The 24,509-nt window shown below is 47.1% G+C and carries 26 protein-coding genes; 1 reads left to right on the top strand and 25 read right to left on the bottom strand.

The annotated features are described in order from the left end of the window. Positions 1 to 17: 17 nt before the first annotated feature. The 18 genes from trpA to mtrB form a co-directional block, all read right to left on the bottom strand. Positions 18 to 824: a tryptophan synthase subunit alpha gene (trpA, locus tag ACE3K2_RS03430; RefSeq protein WP_421886698.1), complete on the bottom strand. Its 807-nt coding sequence runs from the start codon at positions 822 to 824 to the stop codon at positions 18 to 20. Beyond that, complete coding sequence (gene trpB / locus ACE3K2_RS03425) at positions 821 to 2,020, bottom strand: tryptophan synthase subunit beta (protein ID WP_215076005.1); 1,200 nt, start codon at positions 2,018 to 2,020, stop codon at positions 821 to 823. Before trpB ends, trpA begins: the two co-directional genes overlap by 4 nt. Beyond that, on the bottom strand, positions 2,017 to 2,754 hold the full coding sequence (locus tag ACE3K2_RS03420) for a phosphoribosylanthranilate isomerase (protein ID WP_421886891.1): 738 nt from the start codon (positions 2,752 to 2,754) through the stop codon (positions 2,017 to 2,019). Before ACE3K2_RS03420 ends, trpB begins: the two co-directional genes overlap by 4 nt. After that, positions 2,754 to 3,542: an indole-3-glycerol phosphate synthase TrpC gene (gene trpC, locus ACE3K2_RS03415; RefSeq protein ID WP_421886695.1), complete on the bottom strand. Its 789-nt coding sequence runs from the start codon at positions 3,540 to 3,542 to the stop codon at positions 2,754 to 2,756. Before trpC ends, ACE3K2_RS03420 begins: the two co-directional genes overlap by 1 nt. Continuing rightward, positions 3,532 to 4,572: an anthranilate phosphoribosyltransferase gene (gene trpD / locus ACE3K2_RS03410; RefSeq protein ID WP_421886889.1), complete on the bottom strand. Its 1,041-nt coding sequence runs from the start codon at positions 4,570 to 4,572 to the stop codon at positions 3,532 to 3,534. Before trpD ends, trpC begins: the two co-directional genes overlap by 11 nt. 68 nt (positions 4,573 to 4,640) lie before the next feature. Beyond that, on the bottom strand, positions 4,641 to 6,209 hold the full coding sequence (trpE, locus tag ACE3K2_RS03405; protein WP_421886692.1) for an anthranilate synthase component I: 1,569 nt from the start codon (positions 6,207 to 6,209) through the stop codon (positions 4,641 to 4,643). Between the two features lie 732 nt (positions 6,210 to 6,941). Continuing rightward, positions 6,942 to 7,319 (bottom strand): chorismate mutase, encoded by a 378-nt coding sequence (gene aroH / locus ACE3K2_RS03400; protein WP_047843558.1) that lies wholly within the window; start codon positions 7,317 to 7,319, stop codon positions 6,942 to 6,944. 5 nt (positions 7,320 to 7,324) lie between these two features. Next, positions 7,325 to 8,419 (bottom strand): 3-dehydroquinate synthase, encoded by a 1,095-nt coding sequence (gene aroB / locus ACE3K2_RS03395; protein ID WP_421886687.1) that lies wholly within the window; start codon positions 8,417 to 8,419, stop codon positions 7,325 to 7,327. Between the two features lies 1 nt (position 8,420). Continuing rightward, positions 8,421 to 9,590 (bottom strand): chorismate synthase, encoded by a 1,170-nt coding sequence (aroC, locus tag ACE3K2_RS03390; RefSeq protein ID WP_017687707.1) that lies wholly within the window; start codon positions 9,588 to 9,590, stop codon positions 8,421 to 8,423. Positions 9,591 to 9,768: 178 nt separating this feature from the next. Then, positions 9,769 to 10,563, bottom strand: a complete 795-nt coding sequence (locus ACE3K2_RS03385; protein WP_339307322.1) for a protein-glutamate O-methyltransferase CheR — start codon at positions 10,561 to 10,563, stop codon at positions 9,769 to 9,771. A gap of 25 nt (positions 10,564 to 10,588) precedes the next feature. Further along, complete coding sequence (gene ndk / locus ACE3K2_RS03380) at positions 10,589 to 11,032, bottom strand: nucleoside-diphosphate kinase (protein ID WP_421886684.1); 444 nt, start codon at positions 11,030 to 11,032, stop codon at positions 10,589 to 10,591. Between the two features lie 154 nt (positions 11,033 to 11,186). Beyond that, positions 11,187 to 12,161, bottom strand: coding sequence for a polyprenyl synthetase family protein (locus ACE3K2_RS03375; RefSeq protein ID WP_421886682.1), 975 nt, complete (start codon positions 12,159 to 12,161; stop codon positions 11,187 to 11,189). 343 nt (positions 12,162 to 12,504) lie between these two features. After that, positions 12,505 to 13,125, bottom strand: a complete 621-nt coding sequence (locus ACE3K2_RS03370) for a UbiX family flavin prenyltransferase (RefSeq protein WP_421886679.1) — start codon at positions 13,123 to 13,125, stop codon at positions 12,505 to 12,507. Beyond that, positions 13,126 to 13,992, bottom strand: a complete 867-nt coding sequence (locus ACE3K2_RS03365; protein WP_421886676.1) for a UbiA-like polyprenyltransferase — start codon at positions 13,990 to 13,992, stop codon at positions 13,126 to 13,128. Continuing rightward, on the bottom strand, positions 13,985 to 14,713 hold the full coding sequence (locus ACE3K2_RS03360; RefSeq protein ID WP_421886674.1) for a demethylmenaquinone methyltransferase: 729 nt from the start codon (positions 14,711 to 14,713) through the stop codon (positions 13,985 to 13,987). The genes ACE3K2_RS03365 and ACE3K2_RS03360 overlap by 8 nt, the downstream gene beginning before the upstream one ends. Positions 14,714 to 14,728: 15 nt before the next feature. Further along, complete coding sequence (locus ACE3K2_RS03355) at positions 14,729 to 15,592, bottom strand: heptaprenyl diphosphate synthase component 1 (protein WP_421886671.1); 864 nt, start codon at positions 15,590 to 15,592, stop codon at positions 14,729 to 14,731. Positions 15,593 to 15,693: 101 nt separating this feature from the next. Next, on the bottom strand, positions 15,694 to 16,245 hold the full coding sequence (locus ACE3K2_RS03350; RefSeq protein WP_421886669.1) for a hypothetical protein: 552 nt from the start codon (positions 16,243 to 16,245) through the stop codon (positions 15,694 to 15,696). A 121-nt stretch (positions 16,246 to 16,366) separates the two neighbouring features. Then, positions 16,367 to 16,588 (bottom strand): trp RNA-binding attenuation protein MtrB, encoded by a 222-nt coding sequence (gene mtrB / locus ACE3K2_RS03345; RefSeq protein WP_017687697.1) that lies wholly within the window; start codon positions 16,586 to 16,588, stop codon positions 16,367 to 16,369. A 147-nt stretch (positions 16,589 to 16,735) separates the two neighbouring features. On the opposite strand from mtrB, the gene ACE3K2_RS03340 reads away from it, so the two are divergent. Continuing rightward, positions 16,736 to 16,897, top strand: coding sequence for a hypothetical protein (locus ACE3K2_RS03340; protein ID WP_421886666.1), 162 nt, complete (start codon positions 16,736 to 16,738; stop codon positions 16,895 to 16,897). 66 nt (positions 16,898 to 16,963) lie between these two features. Here the strand turns inward: ACE3K2_RS03340 and ACE3K2_RS03335 are convergent, their stop codons facing one another. The 7 genes from ACE3K2_RS03335 to ACE3K2_RS03305 form a co-directional block, all read right to left on the bottom strand. Then, a complete protein-coding gene (locus ACE3K2_RS03335; protein ID WP_024630670.1) occupies positions 16,964 to 17,236 on the bottom strand; it encodes an HU family DNA-binding protein in 273 nt (90 codons plus the stop codon). Positions 17,237 to 17,453: 217 nt separating this feature from the next. Then, positions 17,454 to 18,440: an ABC transporter permease gene (locus ACE3K2_RS03330; RefSeq protein ID WP_062835197.1), complete on the bottom strand. Its 987-nt coding sequence runs from the start codon at positions 18,438 to 18,440 to the stop codon at positions 17,454 to 17,456. Beyond that, positions 18,437 to 19,954: a sugar ABC transporter ATP-binding protein gene (locus tag ACE3K2_RS03325; protein ID WP_421886662.1), complete on the bottom strand. Its 1,518-nt coding sequence runs from the start codon at positions 19,952 to 19,954 to the stop codon at positions 18,437 to 18,439. Before ACE3K2_RS03325 ends, ACE3K2_RS03330 begins: the two co-directional genes overlap by 4 nt. A gap of 114 nt (positions 19,955 to 20,068) precedes the next feature. Next, positions 20,069 to 21,166, bottom strand: a complete 1,098-nt coding sequence (locus tag ACE3K2_RS03320) for a sugar ABC transporter substrate-binding protein (protein ID WP_421886658.1) — start codon at positions 21,164 to 21,166, stop codon at positions 20,069 to 20,071. Between the two features lie 216 nt (positions 21,167 to 21,382). Beyond that, on the bottom strand, positions 21,383 to 22,861 hold the full coding sequence (gene spoIVA, locus ACE3K2_RS03315; RefSeq protein WP_091018048.1) for a stage IV sporulation protein A: 1,479 nt from the start codon (positions 22,859 to 22,861) through the stop codon (positions 21,383 to 21,385). A gap of 455 nt (positions 22,862 to 23,316) precedes the next feature. Then, positions 23,317 to 24,096 carry a hypothetical protein gene (locus ACE3K2_RS03310; RefSeq protein ID WP_421886655.1) on the bottom strand — a complete coding sequence of 260 codons (780 nt, stop codon included), beginning with the start codon at positions 24,094 to 24,096 and terminating at the stop codon, positions 23,317 to 23,319. Positions 24,097 to 24,142: 46 nt separating this feature from the next. Then, positions 24,143 to 24,493, bottom strand: a complete 351-nt coding sequence (locus tag ACE3K2_RS03305) for a 2Fe-2S iron-sulfur cluster-binding protein (protein ID WP_421886652.1) — start codon at positions 24,491 to 24,493, stop codon at positions 24,143 to 24,145. Positions 24,494 to 24,509: the final 16 nt, after the last annotated feature.

The raw sequence follows: 24,509 nt of genomic DNA, 5'->3' as shown, positions 1-24,509 counted from the left end.
GTACTTTCAGGACATCCCTATCCCTTTAATTGTGCCACAAAGTTGCGAATTTGCAACAGTCCTGCTTCACGCGTATCCGGATTTTCAAGCAGAGGAATTGCATCTTCCACCTGACGAACAATGGCACTACCTACAACAACACCATCACAGATGCGGGAGAAATGTGCCACCTGCTCATGACTGGAGATACCGAAACCTACCGCTACTGGGAGGTCTGTCAGACTTCTCACCGTCTCAATGAAGCTTTCTACGCCATCAAAGAAAGAGGCTCTCTCTCCGGTTACTCCAAGGGAAGATACACAATAGATAAAACCGCTGGCTCCCTTCACAATCCGCTCAATCCGTGCATTAGATGTAGGTGCAACAAGCGGCACCAGATGTACACCGGCACGATTTGCGCGTTGTCGCATCTCTTCCGCTTCCTCAATCGGGAGATCCGGAATAATCATGCCACTAATATCGTGTTTGACCAATTCTTCAAAGAATACATCCAGTCCGGTCTGCAATACCGGATTATAATAGGTGAACAGTACAAACGGCAGTTTCACACCTGCCTTACGAGCTTTTGCAGCGGTTTCCATAACAGTACGTATGGTAATCTGGCTTTTCAGCGCACGTTCGGAAGCACGTTGAATGACTGGGCCATCTGCCAGTGGATCGGAATAGGGAACACCCAGTTCCAAAATGTCCGCTCCGGCCTGTTCAAGCTCCTTGATGATATCAATCGTTGTATCCACATCCGGGTCTCCCACGGTTAAAAATGGAATAAGTGCCGTGCGATTCTGTTGCTTCAATTGCTGGAAGGTCTGGTCCATCAGATTCATCCCAAGTCACCTCCCGTGTATTTCATGATCGATTCAACGTCCTTGTCTCCACGTCCCGACAGACAAATGACGACAATATCATCTGCTGTGAGTTCAGGCGCCAGTTTAACAACTTGGGCAACCGCATGTGCAGACTCCAGAGCAGGAATGATTCCTTCCGTCCGACAGAGGAGTTGCAGGGCATCTAGTGCTTCCTGATCCGTGATCGGTACATATTTTGCCCGTTCAATATCCTTGAGATAGGAATGCTCCGGACCAACACCCGGATAATCAAGTCCGGCCGAGATGGAATGCGCTGGCTGAACCTGTCCATACTCATCCTGCAACAGGTAACTCATGGATCCCTGGAATACACCATGCGTACCTTTGGTCATCGTCGCTGCATGATACTCGGTATCGACCCCTTTGCCTGCGGCTTCAACGCCAACAAGTTTCACATCCTGATCACCTATAAATGGATAGAACATCCCGATTGCATTACTTCCTCCACCGACAGCTGCAACAATTACATCCGGCAAACGTCCTTCGATTTCCTGAATCTGACGACGGGTCTCATCACCAATCACACGTTGGAAATTCCGAACCATCATTGGATATGGATGAGGTCCAACCACTGATCCAAGCACATAGAACGTATCCTCCACATTGCTGACCCAGTAACGAAGCGCTTCATTACCGGCATCCTTCAGTGTCCGTGTTCCGGAAGTAACCGGAATCACTTCTGCGCCTAGCAGCTTCATCCGAAATACGTTTAACTGCTGACGCTCTGTATCTTCTTCGCCCATAAATACTTTGCATTCCAGTCCAAGCAATGCGGCTACGGTTGCCGTTGCAACACCATGTTGACCGGCACCCGTTTCGGCAATAACTTTCTTTTTGCCCATCCGTTTGGCAAGTAAACCTTGTCCAATGGCGTTATTAATTTTGTGTGCGCCTGTATGATTGAGATCTTCGCGTTTCAGATAAATTTTCGGTCCGCCCAATCGGCGTGATAATTGCTCTGCATGATACAATGGCGTTTCACGTCCAGAATACTCGCTCAGCAGATAGTTCAGTTCCTTGTTGAATTCCTCATCTTCAGAGAAGTGGCTATATGCCTCCTCCAACTCAATAAGTGCGTTCATTAGTGTCTCAGGTACAAAGCGGCCTCCGAAGTGACCGAAACGCCCGTGTTGATCCGGCAATTGATGTGTCATGCCTGCTTCACCCTTTCTACGAATGCTGTAATTTTGACCATATCCTTCACACCTTCAGTCTCAACGCCACTGGATACATCGACGCCGAAAGGTGCATATGTTTGTATTAGTTCTTGTACATTGTCCGGGTGCAAACCTCCTGCAACGAACAGAGAAATTTTGCGCCTTTTCGCCCATTCAGCATAGGCAGGGATTCTCTCCCAGGCAAACGTTTTCCCGGAGCCCCCTCCGTATAGAGGATCATGGGTATCAAGCAATATCGCATCCACGAATTTATCGTAAGCATCAAGAGCCCTTATGGCTGCATCATCCGCTTCCGGACCCGTTTCATCTTTTGGAAAAGAAAAAACCTTGAATACTTCGGCATTCCACCGCTGCTTCACCTGCTGGCAAAATTCCGCAGACTCCTGTCCATGCAGTTGAATCACATCCAGGTGAGCAATCTCCATAATGTGTTCCAGCTCTTCGAGCGTAGGATTCACAAATACACCCGCAAGCTTCGGCCGATCATAGGCAGACCATTCGAACAACACCGTTCTTAATGCAGCAGCCTGCTCGGGTTCAATTCGTCGGCGTGATTTGGCAAAAACAACACCAATGTAATCCACAGGCAAGTTTATCATCGATTTTAGCACTTCAACGTCCTGAAGTCCACATATTTTTACGACCGTTGGCAGCGGCTTTCTCAGTTCTGACTTACTGTCGCCTGTGCCATCGTGTATGGAAGTATTCATCATTTGGGTCCCATCAGATCATATACAGCTGCCTCGACATCATCCTTGCGCATGAGGTGCTCACCTACAAGAATACCGTGAACACCGGCCTGGATCAAAGGTACTGTTGATTCCGGGCCGTCAATACCACTTTCGCTGATCAAGGTGACACCACTTGGAATCAATTCCATCAAATCCAGAGTTGTATTCAAACTCGTTTCGAATGTTTTCAAATTACGATTATTGATGCCCACAAGGGTTGCCTGAGGAATCTCCAATACCTGCTCCAGCTCTGTCCGATCGTGGACCTCAATCAAGGCGTCCAGCCCCAGATTTTTGGCAAATTCCAGATATTTACGAATCTGTTCTGGTGTCAGAATGCTGGCAATCAGCAATACCGCATCCGCACCCAGCAATCTTGCCTCGGCAATCTGTCGTTCATCTATAATAAAATCCTTGCGCAATAGCGGAATGTTCACCGCCTGATGAATCGCCTGCAAGTACTCGTTGCTCCCTTGAAAATACGACACATCCGTTAATACGGAGATACAGTCTGCACCGGCTCGCTCATAAGCAACAGCAATCTCTACCGGATGAAAATCCGGACGAATTAACCCTTTGGATGGCGACGCCTTCTTTACTTCAGCAATAAGACCGAGTTTACGATTGCGTCCATTCGATAATGCTTGTTCAAACCCCCGGGTTGCAGGTAGTTGTTCGATTTTTTGAATAGCTTCATCCATGTTAAATGTCTGTGCCAGAACTTCAACTTCTTTATGTTTGGTTGCAACGATTCGATCAAGATACATGACTGTACGCCTCCGTTGTATGAATTAACTGTTCAAGCTTCGCGGCAGCTTTGCCCGAATCTACCGCTTCTGCGGCAAGTGTCACCCCTTCAGCAATGTTATCTGCAAGACCGGATACATAGATGCACGCTCCGGCGTTCAACAAAACGACATCACGGTAGGCACTCTGCTCGCCCTGGAAGATCCTCTTAATAATTTCGGCATTCTGTGCCGCATCTCCTCCAAGTACCGCTTCGAGCGGATGCAGAGACAAACCCATATCACGTGGATCAATATCGTAAGTGTGCACTTCCCCATTCCGAAGTTCAGATACCTGAGTTGGCGCTGAGATGCTGATTTCATCCAGACCATCATGGCTGGCCACGACCAACGCTCTTTTGAGACCAAGACGATTCAGTACTTCAGCAATCATCGGCGTCCGGGAGCGATCATACAGACCAAGCAATTGGCGATCTGCTCCCGCAGGATTCGTTAACGGTCCGAGCATATTGAAAATGGTCCGAACACCCAGTTCTTTCCTCGGTCCAGCCGCATGTCGCATGGAAGGGTGATATACCTGAGCAAAACAGAAACAGATTCCGATATCATCCAGACATTGTCTGGCTTGCTCCCCGTTCAGATGGATATTTACCCCGAGTGCCTCTAGTACATCCGCACTTCCCGCTTTCCCTGAAGCAGAACGATTGCCGTGTTTCGCGACCCGAACCGAAACAGCCGAAGCAATGATCGCGGATGCGGTGGAAATGTTGAATTTATGAATTCCCGATCCGCCTGTTCCACAAGTGTCCAGCAAACCGCTGCCATCGGTGAGAATTCGTCCGCCCTGACCACGCATGGCTTCAGCAAATCCGGTGATCTCATCCACCGTTTCCCCCTTCATGCGCAGCGCCATTAACAAACCTCCGATTTGAGCCGGCGTTGCCTCACCTCTCATAATCGAGTACATCAAATCTCGTGCTTCGGCTTGCTCCAGATGGCTGCCCTCCAAAATCTTTGCCAAACCATTCTTCATACCATCCTCGCGTGTAATCTCAGCAATCGGAGTTACAGGGTTCTCATTCATTATTGGGTTTATGTTCATCTCCGGTCTCTCCTCTCTCAGTTCTTAGCGGCCGCTGGTGTGACAAAGTAGTCTGCATTCGCCAGTCTCAACGTGTTGTCCTTTTCTTTGGCAGGAAACATAGCTTCTGCTGTTCGAATCGCCTTGAGCAAAGCTTTAGCTTTGTTAACTGTTTCCTCATATTCCTTCTCAGGCACAGAATCCCATACGATTCCCGCTCCGGCCTGTACATATGCTTTTTCTTTTTTGAAAATAATCGTACGAATTGTAATACAGGAGTCCATGTTACCCGAGAAACCAAGGTATCCGATTGCTCCTGCATAGGCCCCCCGTGCCTCTTTCTCCAGTTCAGCGATAATCTCCATTGCACGCAGTTTCGGTGCACCGGATACGGTACCTGCTGGCAAGCATGAGAGGAACGCATCGAAAAAGTCCTTGTCTTCTCTAAGCTCGCCCGTAACGTTGGACACCATGTGCATCACATGAGAATACCGTTCAATCTCCATGAACATGTCACACTTCACACTGCCGAAGCTGGATACCCGGCCCAGATCATTACGACCCAAATCAACCAGCATCAGATGCTCCGCGCGTTCTTTCTCATCCTGAAGCAGATCAGCAGCGAGTGCACGATCTTCCGCTTCTGTTGCTCCCCTTGGACGTGTGCCTGCAATCGGACGTGTCTCCACACGATTCCCGTCCACTTTGACCAGCGCTTCAGGCGAAGTACCCACGATAATCTCATCATCCATTTTGAGATAGTACATATAGGGAGATGGATTCAGAGTCCGAAGCACGCGATACACGTGAAGTGGAGAAACTTCCGTATCAATGTGGAAACGCTGGGACAATACCACTTGAAAAATATCCCCTGCGCGAATGTAATCTTTGGCTTGCTCCACATTACCGATAAATTGCTCCTTCGTGAGGTTGGAGCGAATATCCCCCAGTTCCACATCTCCCGGAATGGAACGCGGATTCAGGTTCTCCCCTGGTCCTTGCTGCTGCAAGCGTTCTGCGGCCTGCTCCAGCTTCTCCGAAGTCACTTCATACGCTTGACGTATCTCATCATCCGTTGCACCGTCCTTGACGTGTACATTACCGACGAGCAGCATCTGCTGCTTCACATGGTCAAACACAATAATCTGGTCGCAGAACATAAAACGAATGTCATCCATATTCAGGTCATCCAGCGCGTGAGCCGGAAGCTTCTCATAATAGGAGAGCAGATCATATCCGAAGAAACCGATTGCCCCTCCTGTGAATGGTGGCAGTTCATCATCTTTGGGACTGCGATACTTACGCAGCAGTGCTTTCAGTTCTTCGATCGGTTTGCCTGGCAATTCACGCGTTTTCCCCGCTTCTTCTACAACAATCCGACCCTTCTTGGCCGAAATCATCAGGAACGGATCTGTACCGATGAACGAGTATCTCGCCCATTGGATCCCCCCCTCTACACTTTCCAACAGGAATGCCCGGTCGTTGTCAGCATAACGGCGGAATATTCGAATCGGCGTCTCCATATCTGCCAGAATCCGTTTGACTACCGGAATCAGATTATACTCATTCGACATTTTCAGTACTTGATTAACGTTTGGCGTTATCATCAGATCACGTCCTTTCAGATTTAGGTAAGTTCAACTAAAGAGGTTACACTGAGCACTCCGATGACAGAACAACCTTCCGATCGCTGTTATCCCCAGATTTTTTTGATTCCCTTTCTAAAGGGAAAATCCGGGGATAGTGTATGCTTCCGATGTAGCTTTCTTTCAGAAAGCTTTTAGGCGAACGCTTCGCTTCTTCACGTTATTTCTGTCCTCTTCGTTATTGTGTAAAAGATTAGTTGAACTTATAGGGGAAGAAGAAACGATTTAATATACAATGAAAAAAACCTCTACCATCAGGTAGAGGTTTGGTTATAAGCTGTATTTAACAGGGTGATGTTTCATAAATAACAAGTCCCTATACTTCGCTCTCGGATTATTCACAGGTCGTTGAATGGATGCATCTCACATCATCCAATCGGGTAAATAAATTCAGTTATAACACTTCAACTAATCATTCCAATATTTTGTGAAATATAGGAATGTACATTAATTGTGTTTATAACAAAATATATCAAAACAAAATGTCCTATGACACGTTTGTTTTCCCTGCTCCTGTTACCTATTCCGTAGCACGACGTACCGTGAATCAGTTGACCGGTTTCTGTTGCCCCGGTTACCACCCACTGGACTCTGCTATATACTCAACTAGCTCAGCTGCTCTCAGCTCAATCTCTACTCTACTCAACTGGTTCTCACTATACATCATTATGTTCCGTTTGACAACCCAATTACTTATGAGCCAGAAGGTGCTGCCAAATCCGGACGTAATGCCTGTGCTCCGTTCAGATATACATGGTTGATTTCATTCTGAGCTTTGTTCGTATTCACATGCACCATGAAACGAATGCACTGTGCCAAGGCACCTTTAACCGGAACCTCCAGTGCGCACATGAGTGGTACGAGCTCCCAGCCATCCAGCTGGCGGATCGCTTTTGCCGGGAACGCAGCATCCAGATCCCCAGTTAATGTAATCCACACACTGCAGATATCTTCCGGTTGGATCTCATTGCGATCCACGATCTCCTGCAACAATACAGCTGTTTCCTTCAAAATCTGTTCTTCGTTGTTCTGCGTGACTGTTGTAGCCCCGCGAATTCCCCGTGTGACCATTGCTGTTATTCTCCCTTCCTGAGCAATTCAATGACGTCCCGAACTGCCGATACAGGAACGTCCTTCACAATTCTTGCAGCCCCAATCCGATCAGGAACGATGAACACCATATGACCTTCACGGAACTTTTTGTCATGCATCATCGCTTCCATTAATGCATCCGTGTCCAGATGCGCAGGCATCGTTGTCGGAAGGCGAAGTGAACGCAACATGCGGACTGTATCATCATATAGCCCTGCTGGCGCACCGAGCTTCTCACCCAGCAATGCTGAACCAGCCATACCGATGGAAATCGCTTCTCCGTGCAGGAATTCTCCATAACCGGCAATCGCTTCAATGGCATGACCAATCGTATGTCCCAGGTTCAACAACGCACGTTCTCCATTCTCACGTTCGTCTCTGGATACAATCTCTGCCTTAATACCACACCCGCGCTCCAAGCCGTATCCCAGTGCTTCCGGATTAAGCGCAAGCAACTCTTCCGCATGCTCCTCACACCAATGTGCAAAAGCCTCATCACGGATCAGCCCGTGCTTCAGCATCTCTGACAAACCTGCCGAAACATCTCGTGGCGGCAAGGATTGAAGTGTGTCCACATCATAAAGTACAAGCTCGGGCTGGTGGAATGCACCGATCATATTTTTAGCCAGCGGATGATTGACAGCCACCTTGCCGCCTACACTGCTGTCATGCGCCAAAATCGTTGTAGGTACTTGAACAAACTTGATTCCACGCATATATGTAGCGGCAACAAAGCCAGCCAGATCGCCTACGACACCACCACCTAGCGCCAGAATCGCAGAACTCCGATCCAGTTTGCCTTCAATAGCAACAGTCATCATATCCTGGTACACCGAAAGGGATTTCGATGTTTCGCCAGAGGGCACAACCGCCGATACGACTGAATAACCAGCCGTACGCAGCGTTTGCTCCAAACCTGACAAGTATTTGGGAGCCACATTTTCATCTGTAATGATGAGTAACGGACTTTTTTTGGTTAAGCCATATTGCTCAAAATATTGAGGGGCTTGTGCCAATAGGCCGCTACCAATCAGAATCGGATATGAGCGTTCCTCCAACTGTACCGTCAGCTGACGCATATTAGTAATTCTCCAGTTGAGCGTTATAGCTGGCAACATTAGCACGGATCTCTTCCATGGAATCCCCGCCGAATTTCTCCAGGAATGCCTTGGCAATTTCCCACGCTACAACATGCTCCATCACGACACTCGCGGCTGGTACAGCACAAGCGTCTGAACGCTCAACCTGAGCCGTAAATGCTTCTTTTGTATCAATATCGACACTTTGCAGTGGCTTATACAACGTTGGGATCGGCTTCATCACACCACGTACAACCACTGGCATACCGTTCGTCATACCACCTTCGAATCCACCCAAACGGTTCGTTGCCCGGTGGTAGCCACGTTCATCCGTATGCATGATCTCATCATGCACCTGTGATCCGCGGATGACTCCGGCTTCGAATCCGATACCAATCTCTACACCTTTGAATGCATTAATGGACATTACGCCTTGAGCAATTCGTGCATCCAGCTTGCGATCGTATTGAACATAACTACCCAGACCAATAGGTACACCTTCAACGATACATTCCACGATTCCTCCGATGGAATCACCTTCTTGTTTAATCTGGTCAATGTAGGCTTCCATCTTCTTCTCTGTCTCAGCATCCGTAACACGTACAGATGAAGCTTCTGTCACAGCGATCAGTTCATCAATCGGAAGGTCCTGATAAGGAGCTTCGATCTCACCAATACGAAGTACACGTCCAGCTACCTTGATTCCGAATTCAGCCAGGAATTGACGTGCAATGGCACCACAGGCCACACGTACCGTTGTCTCACGTGCACTGGAGCGCTCCAATACGTTACGCAAGTCTTTGAGATTGTACTTGAGTCCACCGTTCAGATCAGCGTGTCCCGGACGAGGACGATGAACGCGACGTTTCTCTTCGTCACTGCCTTCAATCGGCTCAATATTCATAATATTCTGCCAATGTTTCCAGTCGTTATTTTGAACAACCAGTGCTACCGGAGCACCTGTTGTATATCCGTGACGGATACCACCAACGAAATTCGCCTGATCCTTCTCGATCTGCATCCGGCGTCCACGGCCATATCCCTTTTGTCGGCGGTGAAGCTGGAAATTCAGTTCTTCAAAATCAATCGTCAAATTACTTGGCAATCCTTCAATAATAGCGGTCAATTGGGGTCCGTGCGTCTCCCCTGCGGTTAAATAGCGTAAACTCATAATACGTTCCCCCTTTAAACTGTTAAACTTCACATTGCTAAAATCCCATAATTTCTTTGCTTATTATAGTATAGCTGACCGGCTTTGACAAGAAAGTCGGCTCTTTGTTGTACTTGGTATACAAATAACCGCCTGAACACATGTACATGTGCTTCAGACGGCTGAACAACCATTATCGTTATTTTTTCCGATAGAAAAATGTCTCTGCTGTCTCCAGACCGTATTGTCCCGGGGAGAAGATCTGCTCCGTACTGCCCACAAACAAAATACCGCCTGGACGCAAACTTGCTGCAAATTTGTGATACAACAGGTTTTTGGCTTCCTCGGTAAAATAGATCATGACATTCCGGCACACAATCAGATCGTACCCATCGTCAAATCGGTCCACCAGCAAATTTTGTTTCATGAACTTGATCGAATTTTTAAGTTGCTCATCAATACGGTATACCAAGCCATCCTGCTTGAAGTAACGGTTCGCCGTTTCCTTTGGCACATCCTTAAGCGAGCGTTCCATATAACGCCCTTCCTTGGCTTTGGCCAATGCACCTTCATCCAGATCACTTGCCGTAATAGAGCTTTCCTTCAAAATGCCCATCGTGTCCAGAATCATGGCGAGTGTGTAAGGTTCTTCACCTGTTGAACAGGCTGCACTCCAGACTTTGACACGACGTTTGGATCCCAGCAGCTCAGGCAGGATCTCGTCCCGCAGCACTTCCCAACGATTGGGATTACGCCAGAATTCCGACACGTTAATGGTCATACGATCAAGGAATTCGTAGAACAATGATTTATCTTTCTGCATAGCATCAAAAAAGTTAGAAAATGTATGAAACCCGTTTTTGTTGCGAAGTGTGGTCAGCCTTCTTTTCATCTGGCCTTCCTTGTATTGAGCAAGATCAATGCCTGTGCTCTCTTTGATTTTACGAATGAATCCGGTGTAATCCGGGTCTAGTAGTTGTTCTTGCTCCAGCATCGTGTATCACCCTTTTGGCTAATAATTACAACCAGGCTGCGATGCTCTTGTCGTATACCACCAGTTCATCTGAAGCAAAGAAATTTGCTGCTTCACGGGAAGCACTTTCCGGTGAATCTGCCCCATGAATCAGATTGTGTGGTGTGTGGCTGGCGAAGTCTCCACGAATGGTACCCGGAGCTGCTTCCTTCACATTAGTTTTTCCGATGACGATGCGCGCAAGCGTCACAATATCGTCCCCTTCCCACACCATGGCAAATACAGGCCCAGATGTGATAAAACGAACCAAATCATCGAAAAATGGTTTACCCTCATGTTCAGCATAATGGCGTTTTGCCTGATCCTCAGACATCTGCACCAATTTGCCTGCCACCAACTTAAATCCCTTGTCTTCCAGACGGCTAATAATTCGACCGATCAATCCACGCTGCACGCCATCCGGCTTCACCATCAAAAATGTACGATCCATCAGCTCACTCCTCACTCACGGTTCAAAGTTAATCACTATGTAAACGCAATCCCTCTGATTGTAACATATATGTCCAAATCCTCCCAATGAGGAATCTCACAGTTATGTTCATCTTTGGGTATGAGCGATCTGAGAGTCGAAGATCATACCAAGTTTAATGCGTACGTTTAACCACAAAATGAGCGATATCACGCAGGTTTTTGGTCGTCTTGATGTTAGGTAGCTGATCGAGAGCATCGAGCGCTTTCTTCATATATCGGTCAGCAAGGGCTTCTGCTTTAGCAATTCCTTGACTTTGGCGAATCATTCCAATTGCATCCGATGCACTTGCCCGTCCATCTTCATGCTGGACACGGGAAATCTCCTGAAGCAAAGGTTCCCGCAGATCGGATTCTTCTAAGGCATAAAGTACAGGAAGCGTGATATTCCCTTGCTTCATGTCACTGCCAGGTGGCTTGCCAAGTTGTTTCTCGGTACCTACCAGATCAAGTACATCATCTTGAATCTGGAAAGCCATCCCCACATTGTATCCGTACGTATACAGCAGGGAAGATACATGCTCAGGCGCACGTGTGGCCAATGCCCCTAACTGACAGCTAACTGCAATCAGAAGTGCCGTCTTGCGGCGAATCCGCAGCAGATAGTTACGAACACTTTGTCCCGTATTGAAAAAGTCGCGAATTTGCTCCATTTCACCAATGGACATCTGTACCATGGCTTTGGCAAGGATACGATGAATCGCTGGATCGGATAATCCGGCAGTCATTTCAAGTGCCTTACCGTAGATATAGTCTCCAGTGTACATGGCAATCCGATTATCCCATTTTGACTTCACCGTGGGTTTGCCTCGGCGTGTCTCCGCATTATCAATCACATCATCGTGAACGAGGGACGCGGAATGAATGAGTTCCAACGGAACCGCGACCAGCTTCAGACGTTCAATGTCGTATGTACCAAATTTCCCGCCAAGTAATACAAAAACGGGCCGCAACCGTTTTCCTCCTGCTTTGAGCAGATGAAGCGACGTTTCACTCAGCAGCTTCTGTTCTCCTCGAACACTGCGATACAACTCTTTCTCAATGTAATCCATGTCCTTTTTTAACAACCCGAAAATATCCAATAGTTTCATTCGTTCACCCGTATCAGCGTATTGTCAGTCCATAAATCCATGCTTACCTTCCCCTCCAGCAAGTCGGGCCTGCAGGCATGACGAAAAACCCGGCTTACCGTTCTTGCTTGTGTTTTTCTATAAGGAAATCTAACGTGATCTTCTTCTCCAAATGTCATGGCCGACACCCGGGAATTAAACTCTGCGACTTGTTCTGAAACAAAATACAGAAGTTGCCGGAGCATGGGTCAAGACTGTGGTTCATGAAGAATCACCATCAGCACTCACCAATACCCCGGGGATCGGGGGACAAATAAACCGAGCAACACTTTGGCAAAAAACAGCCTTGTATCGAACTCAGTCGTTATCCCCTTTCATCCGGTTCTCCCCATCTTGTAAACAGTTGATGTGGGATCCGCAAGCTATCCAGCACTTTCCCCACCAAAAACAGAATCAACTCATCCAACGTCTGAGGTTTGTAATAAAAAGCAGGCATTGCCGGTATCATTCGTACACCAAGACGAGAAAGCTTCAGCATGTTCTCCAGATGGATTGCATGAAGAGGCGTCTCACGTGGCACCAGAATCAATGTTCTTCCCTCTTTCATCATCACATCAGCTGCACGGGACATTAGATTATCCGACGATCCCTGCGCGATGGAGGACAGAGTTCCCATAGAACATGGCATGATAATCATGCCATCGGCCAGATAGGAACCACTTGCAATGGAGGCCCCTATATCACTCACAGGATGATAGATCAGAGAACCGGCACGGTTGCCGAATTTTTCTTCCAGCACCGCGTCCCGATTCGTCACATCCCAGTCCAATTCTTCTTTCAGTACACGCCACCCTGCATTGGATATGACCAGATGAACGTTATATTCCAAATCAAGCAGCGTTTCAATTAATCGAATGCCATATATGCTGCCACTCGCTCCGGTAATTCCGACAACCAGTCGTTTATTGTCCGGCTGCTGCACCATTTATTTCACCGCCAGATCAATCAGAGTGAACGTAAATACGATTATACTAAGCAAACTGTTCATGGTAAAAAACGCCGTTTGAACACGGCTCATATCATTAGGCGATACAATATAGTGTTGATAGAAAAGAATACCATACGTTACCAACATGCCTGCGCCATACCACCAGCTCAGATCTGTTATCAACAATAAAACAAGAAAACCAATGGCAGTAATCACATGGAAGAACTTAGCGATTTGCAATGATTTGACCAGGCCAAAACGGGAAGGTATGGAATGAAGGCCTTCTCCCTGATCGAATTCCAGATCCTGACAAGCGTAGATGATATCAAAGCCCGCTGTCCAGAATACAATCGTAACGTACAGCACAATCGCTGTCCAATCCATCGTCCCTGTTACAGCCACCCAGCCACCAAGTGGTGCCAAACCAATCGTCATTCCAAGAACGACGTGGCATAACCATGTGAATCGTTTGGTATACGAGTACAGTACCAGCATAAACACAGCAATGGGTAACAACTGCATGGATAATACATTAAGATTGGATGAGGCCCAGAATAACAGTATAAATGAGATAATGACAAATATAACAACTTCCCCATTTTTCAACAGTCCGGCCGGAATTGCTCTCATTGCGGTACGTGGATTTTTGCCATCAATCGCTTGGTCAATGATCCGGTTCAAACCGAATGCTGCACTACGTGCACCGACCATCGCAAGCAATACCCACATGATCTGCATCCAGCTTGGGAAGGTATCATTCACTACCATGGAGCCTAGAATGGCCCCCATAAATGCAAAGGGTAAAGCAAAAAGCGTGTGTTCAATCTTGATCATTTCTAAAAAGATGCGAATTTTCCTAAACATGCTGATTCTCCTTGGTTCCAATATGCAGTGCCGCAATACCTCCGGTCAGAGGGTAGGCCTGCACTTGTTGTAATCCAGTTTCTTCAAAAATGTCTGCCAGTTCCTTCCTTCCCGGAAAAATGGCCAGAGAGTCCGGCAGCCATTTGTACTGCTCAAAACTTTTAGCAAACACTTTGGCAAGATTCGGTAAAACCTTCTCAAAATAAAAATAATAAATGCCTTTGAACGGCTGCCATGTTGGCTTGGACAATTCCAGACACACAACCATACCGCCCGGTTTGACCACACGTTTCATTTCAGACAACACTTGTCTGAGGTCAGGTACATTGCGTAGTCCGAATCCGATGGTCACATAATCAAATGAATTGTCTTCAAAAGGAAGTGACATGGCATTTCCCTGTGTCAGGGTAATCTGCTTCTGACGCTGCACCGCATTGATCTTTGTCTGGCCAACTTCCAGCATGTTGCTGCTGAAATCAAGTCCGTGCATGTGCCCCGTTTCACTTGCCTCTGCCATAGCAAGCGTCCAGTCACATGTGCCGCAGCACAAATCAAGACCGGTGTCACCTTTGGACATATTCATCTTTTTCATGGTGAATTTGCGCCAAGCCTTATGCCTGCGGAAACTTAAGATATCATTCATGACATCATATTTTCCGGCTATACTCTGAAAAACCGAATGGACATACTCTTCTTTCGGTTTGGTCTCTCCGCTCCCCATTCGTCTGTCTCCCCCTCAATCTTCCCTTACTGCCGCATGTGAAGGCTGCAAATATGCCAAGTAAGGCTCAAGAATTGCATGTATCTCCTGCAAACCCTTCCGCCCTTCCTCGTCTTGCAACAACAGTTGAATGCGGTGTGTACACTCGCGAAGCTTGTCCAGCAAAACCTCACCAACCCTATGCTTCAGCACCATAGCGTTCCATGCACGTGCATCCGGCTCAGACTGACGCAACACATTGCGCTCATCGTCATTACCTTGCTCGTATATGTGCCAGTATGCATAGCTGTGAAGATATTGTTTTTCGTCATTCATCCGTTTCAGTTCTTCCACGATCGTTTCGCAGGAGCTGAATTCGGTCAACAGGCTGTTCCATAATGTCTCTTCGTTATGTTGAATCATGCCTGTAAATGAAAGAAACAGCTGCATCCTCAGCTGTACCGTTTCACGCAAGTATTCGTCAGCCGAAACGAGAAGCTTCTTCATCCGTTCATACAGCGTCATCTTGCGTGCATTCACTCCGGATACAGCACCACTGAGTTTGCCAATCATTTCAATTCTGCCCGCTTGGGCGAGCAATTGATAAAAACGGCTACTTAAATAATCCCCGGCGAGTACATTCAACTGGCGTGAACGCATCTCCTGCTCTCTCCGCTCACCGGAAATCGTATCGATTCGATCATGCGTATCCATGGCCAACTGAACGAGCGAAGTGGCAAGAGCATATAACTCTTGATGCACCTTTTCGTCTGTGCGGCCCACAAATACCTGCAGCAGACGTGCCCGGCTATCCGGAAATGATGGGATTTCCGTATGTTGTCGAATCATGTCGTAATCCGTATATTTCTTTGCTAGTTGGGGTACGCGATATGAATTCATTCTCAGCCTCCGAGCCTTAACATTGTTAAACCATTTCTGCACTACAATCTTATATATTATAGCATATGTTGATCGGGCACGCACTGAATCCTGCTATTCTATTACCCCTGACTTGTCATTTCGAATTGCTTCTTCCAGAGTTCGGTCTCCATCAAATGAAACCAGTCCTTCAATTCATCTGAAAAGGTCGCACTTTTCCAGTTCCGTAATGTTTCAATTGCATACAGGGGCCATTCTCCACGCCGAATATCGGCAGCAAGTAACAGATGTCGTTTATGCATCCATTCATCTTCTGCCATCACACGCAGCAGCACCTGATCCACGTTATCCAGACTCCGAAAGCCCAGATCCGCCACAGCTGCCATATTCTCATAGATTTCAGTGTAACTTGTACCCGTTCCTTTAACTTTGAGGTCCAGTGTCAAAATGGACTGTTTCCACTCCACTCTTGCAATGGGGGTAGATAGTTGCATGGAGCTTAAGACATCAACCAGATTATCATTCGTTAGCTGACCTGGATGATGTGATGCAGAGACAGGTTGTACGTTTTCCCCGCCCCATGTACGCATATGTAAGGTTTGTATCGCAACAAGCAGAAAGACCGCCGCAACCGTTGCCAGGATTGAAGCAGTAACAATCATCCGCGGTTTCATATACGCCTCCCTGCCTTTACCTGTTAGTGTAGTCTGTCCGGTAAAGGCTCATACCTCATTGTACAATGAAAAAAAGCAGGCTATGCCTGCAATCTTCATTTGATTGTATTCAATCTGTCCATTACTCCGATTCAATCTGTCCATGCTTGGTAATCAGCGTGGCTTTGCCCCGGATTTTAATAGCAGAAGTATGGGTGGTAAATTGGGCAAACATTACTTCACCTTTGTCCAATTTCTCGGTGTGGTGAAAACGTGTATCCTGACCTCGGGTTAATCCGATCACCTGGACACCATTTTCCTCTGCCTTAATTACAATATAATCATTGCCGGTTGGATGATCCATCACGCATGTCCCCTTCTTTAGTTCGATAGCGTTAATGATGATTAAGATTGATGTATTTGTCAACCTGCACCTTATATGAATGAACCGCAAGAATCGGCTACCCTCGGGTCATACTATAGTTGTACAGCCACAGAAAGGAGAATCTGCATGAAGTACACCCCTGCCGCACTTACAGACGAGCATATTCATCAGTTAAAGGAAATCGAACAGCATCTGTCTGCAGCTGCTGGCGAAGAACTGATTCTGGTTGCTTATACCGGGCAACCGAATGATCCTGAGCACTCGGATAGCCGCAGGAATCATCGTTAAAGGGCAAAAGAAAAGGCCGTGAACAAGTCACGGTCTTTTTGTCGACATATGGAATATGTAGAAATCTTATTTAATTCCGTCTTTGAGCGCTTTACCTGGTTTGAATGCAGGAATTTTGCTCGCAGGAATTTCGATTTCTTCACCTGTTTGCGGGTTGCGTCCTTTACGTGCAGAGCGCTCGCGAACTTCGAAGTTCCCAAAACCAACCAATTGTACTTTATCTCCGCTTTGAAGAGCCTCAGAGATTGCTTCGAATACGGCATCAACCGCTTTCGTTACATCTTTCTTGGACAATTCAGTCGCTTCAGATACGTGTGTAATCAAGTCTGATTTGTTCATTTGTTTTTCACCTCCTGTATCAATGTCCTGAATGTTATACTGTGTTTCCGTTTTATAGCGAAATATACGTTCATACGCAAAAAATCTACGTACATCTTGAGCGATGAACACAAATCTCCGCCTGCGGTCAACAGTCATTTTCGGCAGAATGTCGCCTGAAACCACGGGCATTTCAGACGCCGAACAAATTTCATACTAATACAGACAGCCCACAATTTCAAGTCCGGTTGCGGTTTAAGACGTAAAATGTAACCGCCAGGGCAAGCACGAGAACCCCACCTTTTACAATATCATGCGTGAAATACTGTACGTTCATCATCGTTAACCCGTTCACAAGAACACCAATCAGAACCGAACCGATGAAGGTTCCGATGACATTGGGTTTACCCGCGCCAAATACAGAGAAACCGACAAATACTGCGGCTACCGATTCCATTAACAACGGTGATCCGGCATCAATTTGCCCAGATCCTACTTTGGAAGCATAGATGATACCACCGATTGCTGCAAACACTCCAGCGGCTACATAGGCGAGTGTACGCACCTTTTTCACCTTGATTCCAGACAACCTTGCAGCTTCCTCATTCCCGCCTGTAATGTACATTTGGCGCCCATATTTCGTATACGTCAAAAAGATATGCACACCTATTACTGCAATAAGCAGCAGGATAACTGATATCGGCATACCCAGCCATTTACCCTGCCCTATAAGCAGAAATGTCGGGTCCATCTCTCCCGCAGCTTTGCTCCCGTCAGGGAACTGCATATGATTGTAAATGGTATATCCCTGTGCATACGTTTTGTGAATACCTCCGATAATGTACATCGTGGCAAGGGTTGCCAGCAAATCCGGAATGCGCAGTTTTACAATGAGCAAAGCGTTCAGTAAACCAATAACAGCCCCGATAATCAGTGGTACAATAATGACAATCGCCAGTGGCTGTTGATACCAAATCATTAACGAAGCAGTAACGACAGTGGTCAATGAGACCGTCGCCCCTACCGAGAGATCAAATCCATCAACAATGAGAGATAACGTAACACCAATCGCTACAAACGTAACGATTGAAATCGAGCCCAAAATATCGGTCAAGTTGCTGTACGTAAAGAAATAAGGCAATTTAATGCCGAAAAATGCAATAACACCTATGATGACTATAATCGCCCCATAACGGAACGCAAAATCCAGTGATTTATCCTTCATGATTGCACCTCTTGTCCACCGCTTGCATAGTATAGCAGCTGTTCTTGGTTAGTCTCGCCTCGTTTGAACTCTTTTACGATAACACCCTCGCACATGACAGCAATTCGGTCGCCAATTCCCATGCCTTCATCCAGTTCACAGGTGAAATAAATTACTCCCTTGCCCGCCAAAGCCAGTTCATTGATGATGCGGAAAATGTCACTTTTTGCCCCAATATCTACGCCTTTGGTTGGCTCATCAAATATAAATACATCCGCATCCGCATTAAGCCATTTACCAATGGCTACTTTCTGCTGATTACCACCGCTTAGATATTTTACTTCCTGCTTCACGGACGATGTTTTAATTCCAAGCTGTTTTACCAATGACTCTGCATTCAGACGTTCCCGCTTGCGGCTTACGAAACCTAATGTACTGAGACGGCTTAGCAAAGGTAAACTTAAATTCCGTTCCACGTTCTCCTGAATCAGGATACCTTGTTTACGTCGCTCCTCCGGTACAGAAACAATTCCGAGAGCCGCCGCATCCGCAGGCTGAGACAGGCGGAGATTACGGTTGTTAAGCCGGATCTCGCCTCCCTCCAGCCGATCTGCACCAATCAGCAATCGAGAGCTTTCCGTTTTACCCGCGCCTACCAGACCCACCACAGCGAGAACTTCACCTCGGCGTACAGAAAGGTCAACACCTTTGACCTTCACTCCACGACGAAGCCCACGTGCCTCCAATAGCAGCTCCCCCACGGGCGCTTCCGTCTTCGGAAATTCTTCTTCAAACGGTTTGCCCAGCATCTGAGTAACCAAATCATTGATCGTCAGTCCCTTTGCTTCACTGGTAAATACATGTTGTCCATCTCTCATAACCGTAACGCGATCACAGTGACCCGTCACTTCAGCAAGACGATGGGTAATAAAAATGCAGGCTACACCCCGTTCCTTCAACAGGTGTACAATCCGGAAAAATGCATCCGTTTCTTCCTGACTCAGCGGTGCAGTAGGTTCGTCAAAAATGATGACCTTGGCATCCTGAATCAAAATCCGTGCGAGCAGTATCATTTGTTTTTCTGCAAGCGTCAGATCGGCCACTTTTTGGTGAACGGATATGTCCGCCCCTAATTGCTTCAACGCCTCAACCGCGCGCTGTTGCAGCTTCCGCGGGCTTTTCCACCAACCCCCGGCAGATGAAGCCAGCTGATCCAACATGATGTTCTCCGCAGCCGTCAGCTGTGGCACCAGTGCCGCATCCACTTCCTGATAGACACAGTGAATCCCACTTGCCTTCGCGTCTCCCGGAGAACTTAAATGAAGCGCTTGTCCACTCAACTGAATCGTTCCCTGATCCAATGGATAGGCACCGGACAAAATTTTCATTAACGTGCTCTTACCGGCACCATTGGCACCGAGCAGCGCATGAATCTCCCCGCCTTTTACAGAGAAATCCACATCCTTCAGTGCAGGAATACCTGAAAACTGCTTGTGGATATGTTCCATTTGAAGCAGAATCGGTGCAGTGCTCATGATGTTAACCTCCAATCGTTCCCTTCCGGGAGCATCCCTTTTTTTCATCCAGGCCCACATACCTTCAGTATGTTTGAAAAAAGCGCGCCTTGCGGCGCGCTTCCCATACGCTGCTTATTTAGCAGTAATTCCGTATTCACTCATCCAGTCCTTGATTCCTTGTGTGCTGCCACCCCAACCTTCAACGAACTCTGACAGCTCTGAAGTGGAGATTTGTTTATCTGGCAGGGCTTCACGTTGAACGTAGACCGGGTTAAGAACAACTGCATCTTCTGTCTCATCCCCGTTCAGTTTCTGATAAGCATAACGGACTTGGACACGACCGATATCCGTTGGATCCACTGCAGCAGAAGCGACCCAAGGATTCTTAGGGTCCTGAATCATTTGCAGATCCTCGTCACTCATATCGATACCATACACTTTGATCTCGTCACGTCCAGCTTGTTGAATGGCACGTGCTGCACCTTTGGCGAACTCGTCCCATGCAGCCCACACAGCTGTAATCTCACCTTTTGGATATTGCTTGAGGATAGCTTCCATTTTGGCTTGAGTATCCAGCGCCGGGTTCTGTGCTGAACCGAATGTAGCTATTTCCTTGATGTCGGGGTTTGCTTTCATGAATTCACCGTATGCAACCTGACGGCGTTCCATCGGTGCAAAACCAGCTACCCATACTTTAACGATGTTGCCTTGTCCATTGATATCTTTTTTCATTTGCTCCAGCGTCAACTCAGCCATTTTCTGGTCATCCTGCGACAGCACTGTAGCTCCTGGAACACTAATCGCTGCGTCGAACACAACCACTGGAATGTTCTGTTCTACTGCCTTCTTCACGCCTGGCTCTAACAGGGAATCCCCGTGATCCGTGAGAATGGCATCAAATTTCTGATTAATTGCACTATCAAGCAAGGATACCATCTTTGCTTTGTCATTATCGGCAACAAAGGTTGTCAGTTCTCCACCGAATTTTTCGATTTCTTCTTTCACACCCTGTACATATTGCTGCGAGAAAGTACCTGTATTAAACTCCATAATAAGTGCAATACGCTTGCCGCTTAGAGGGCCTGTAACTGCTTCCGTTTTTGGTGTTTCATCTGATGCACCCGAAGCCGGAGTTGCTGCTGGTTCCTTTTTGATTCCGCAAGCGGACAGCGCCAATGTAAATACTAACAACACACTCAACCATACCCATTTTGTCTCTTTTCTTTTCATCTCTGTCTCCCCCTGTCCACTCTCTGTGATCTCGATCACAATAGTTGAATATTAATATAACGGCTAATCCCTAGTATGTAAATGGGTTTTAGCAATTTAAAGCTAAAACTCGCTAAGTTTTTTCGAAAACTTTAATCTTTACATCCATTTCATCCAAAATAAAGAAATCACATAAAAAAGACCGTGAGGGGATGCCCCTTACGGTCTTTTGATGTCTTACAGAATGATAGCGATTAAGCCACCTGAACCTTCGTTAATGATTCTTCCCAGCGTTTCTTGCAATTTGTATCTTGCATTATCCGGCATCATGGCAATCTTGCCCTGAATCCCTTCTCGCACGATGGAGTGCAGTGAACGGCCAAACATGTCTGAATCCCATACCTTGATCGGATCGTTCTCGAAGTCCTGCATCAGGTATCTTACCAGTTCCTCACTTTGTTTCTCCGTTCCGATGATTGGAGCAAACTCCGATTCCACATCAACCCGGATCATGTGAATCGACGGTGCCGTTGCTTTCAGGCGAACGCCAAATTTGGTGCCCTGACGAATGAGCTCAGGTTCATCCAGAGCCATCTCTGCGAGAGATGGAGCCGCAATGCCGTATCCAGTCGTTTTGACCATTTCCAGTGCTTCTGCGAAGCGATCGTATTCTCTCTTCGCATGCGAGAACTCCTGCATTAATTGCAGCAGATGATCTTTGCCGCGAATCTCGATGCCAACCACTTCAACGAGAATCTGATCATACAGTTCATCCGGAGCGTACAGGTCAATTTCAGCTACACCCTGCCCCATATTCATGCCGCTTAGGCCTGCGCGATCAATGAATTCATATTCCATGAACTGAGCGACAACCCGATCGACGTCACGAAGTCTGCGAATATCCTTGACGGTATCCCGTACAGAATTTTCATAGTTGCTGCGCAGCCAGTGAGTCTCGTTCAGCACCATAACCCAGCTCGGCAGGTTTACATTCACTTCATGCACAGGGAACTCATAGAGCACTTCGCGAAGTACACCCGTCACATCATCTTCCGTCATGGTCGCAGCACTGAGTGTCATCACCGGAATGTCGTATTTGGCAGCAAGTTCACTACGCAATTGCAGGGCTTCTTCACTGCGAGGACGAGTGGAGTTGATGACCAGGACAAACGGCTTACCCACTTCTTTTAACTCTGCAATAACCCGTTCTTCGGATTCCACATAGGAACTGCGGGCAATTTCGGCAATGGTGCCATCTGTTGTGACCACAACACCCAGTGTGGAATGCTCCTGAATGACTTTGCGAGTACCAATCTCTGCGGCTTCCTGGAATGGAATAGGCTCCTCGAACCAAGGCGTGGAGATCATGCGTGGACCATTCTCATCCTCGTATCCCTTGGCTCCTTCCACCGCGTAACCTACACAATCCACAAGGCGTACATTGACATCGAGTCCTTCTGCCACCTTGATCTGGACTGCGTTATTTGGTACGAATTTTGGTTCGGTGGTCATGATGGTTTTGCCTGCTGCACTTTGTGGAAGTTCATCCACTGCACGGGCACGATCAGCCTCGCTTGTGATGTTAGGCAATACGATCGTTTCCATGAATCGTTTAATAAATGTTGATTTTCCCGTCCGGACTGCGCCGACAACCCCGAGATAAATATCCCCTCCGGTCCGCTCAGCTATGTCCTTAAAAATGTCCACTTTCTCCAATGAAATCCCCTCCCTAAATTACTCCGAAGGAAAAATGCTAAAGAGCATCCGCTTCGTTTTTTCAATCAGAAGACTGAAATCCCTGCAACGGTAGAGCCGCCTTTGTGAGTGCCCGGAAGTCGTCCGCCGCCGAACGTTGCATTCTGATGAAACCGGCGAGAGCGGCGTTAACTCGTACATGCAATTGGACTAGTATCATCTTATGTATCCGTATGCGGCAATATGACGCGTATTTTTGTTTTTTTATCTTATGGTGATGACATTAGGAGAATCCCCCGATCTCGGACTGCGCGTCTTTATTTCAATCTACTTTATGTGATCCGTGAAGCTTTTATGACCGTTACTGCTCATATTGACAAAAGAAAAAAAGAGATATCCCTTATTTGGAATATCTCTTTTTGAACCATTAGAGCCATGGTAATCATTCAGCTAGATCAGTTGAATGTCAACCATGCTTATTTTATGGGCTGGGCAATCGGCGCATTATTTTGCCAAGCATAGGGAACCGATTTAACGGGTACGAAGTAGGAGTGCTCCAACAGAAAATCCCGAACATCTTCTGTCTCAACTGGAGACACGTCAGACTTCTCCACGGCCTGCATAATGTCAAAAGCATAATCTACATAGACCTGTCCTTCATCATCCATCATAAAAGGTAACGCCTGACCGGAATACACACTATTCAACGTTATGGAAGGAGTACCTGCCTGTGCCGCTTGCTCCATATCCACAGCATATAACCCCGGATACAGTTCTTCCCTACTTGGCAGCTTATTGTTATGTACGGACTTATATTGATTAACCATTCGCTGCACATCATTCACTTTCTGTACGGTCAGAAGGTCCATCACTTTAACGGTGGGATTTACTTCTTCATCCTGGATAAGAAAGTAAGCGCTACCACCACTTTCAAATGCGGTTCCCGGTATTTCATCCAGATACCCCAGTTGTTTCAACTTGGGCAGATCCACTCTGAACTTTTCATATTTTGGCGTTTCCATATCTGCATTAATGATTGGTAAAATCCCCTCATCTTGCTGGAATGCCTCTACCGCACTCTGGATACGGCTCACACTTTCCCGATAAGCTATCTTAGGGTCTGAATTGCTCTGCGATGGATACATACAGCCACTTGCTGTAAATGCAAACAACAGGAATAACAGCAGACCGCCCATCTGATATTTCAGACGCTGCCGCCCGCTTCCTTCAACACATTTTGGCTTGTTCCTAATCATCCATGTCCTCCTTGAATAACTCATTAGAGAATCAATTTCATAACGCTCAGAACCAGTCATCTTCCTGTTGCTGACGTTCCAGTTGTTTCCGAATGGCTGCCTTCAGCGGGTCCTCTGGAACATGAACCGATAGTGCTCCACACACCTTGGCCTGACAGGACAATCGTGTACCAGCTTCCAACAGTGAACCCAGCTTCCGCTTTTCTGCATCAGTTGGTGGATACAGTTCCGCCCGATGCTCTTCGTCCACATTCACCTTACACATCAAGCAAGCCGCTTTACCATCACATCGGGTCATAATCTTAACTCCGGCACGTCGTGCTGCATGCAGAAGTGTTGCCCCTGGTTTGAGCGTTATCGATTTGTTCATGGGTAAAAAAGTAACTTTATAGTCCATTATTTTCCTCCCTCAA

This window comes from Paenibacillus sp., assembly GCF_048976745.1.
GTDB lineage: Bacteria > Bacillota > Bacilli > Paenibacillales > Paenibacillaceae > Paenibacillus.
This window is presented reverse-complemented; position numbering and strand designations above follow the sequence as displayed.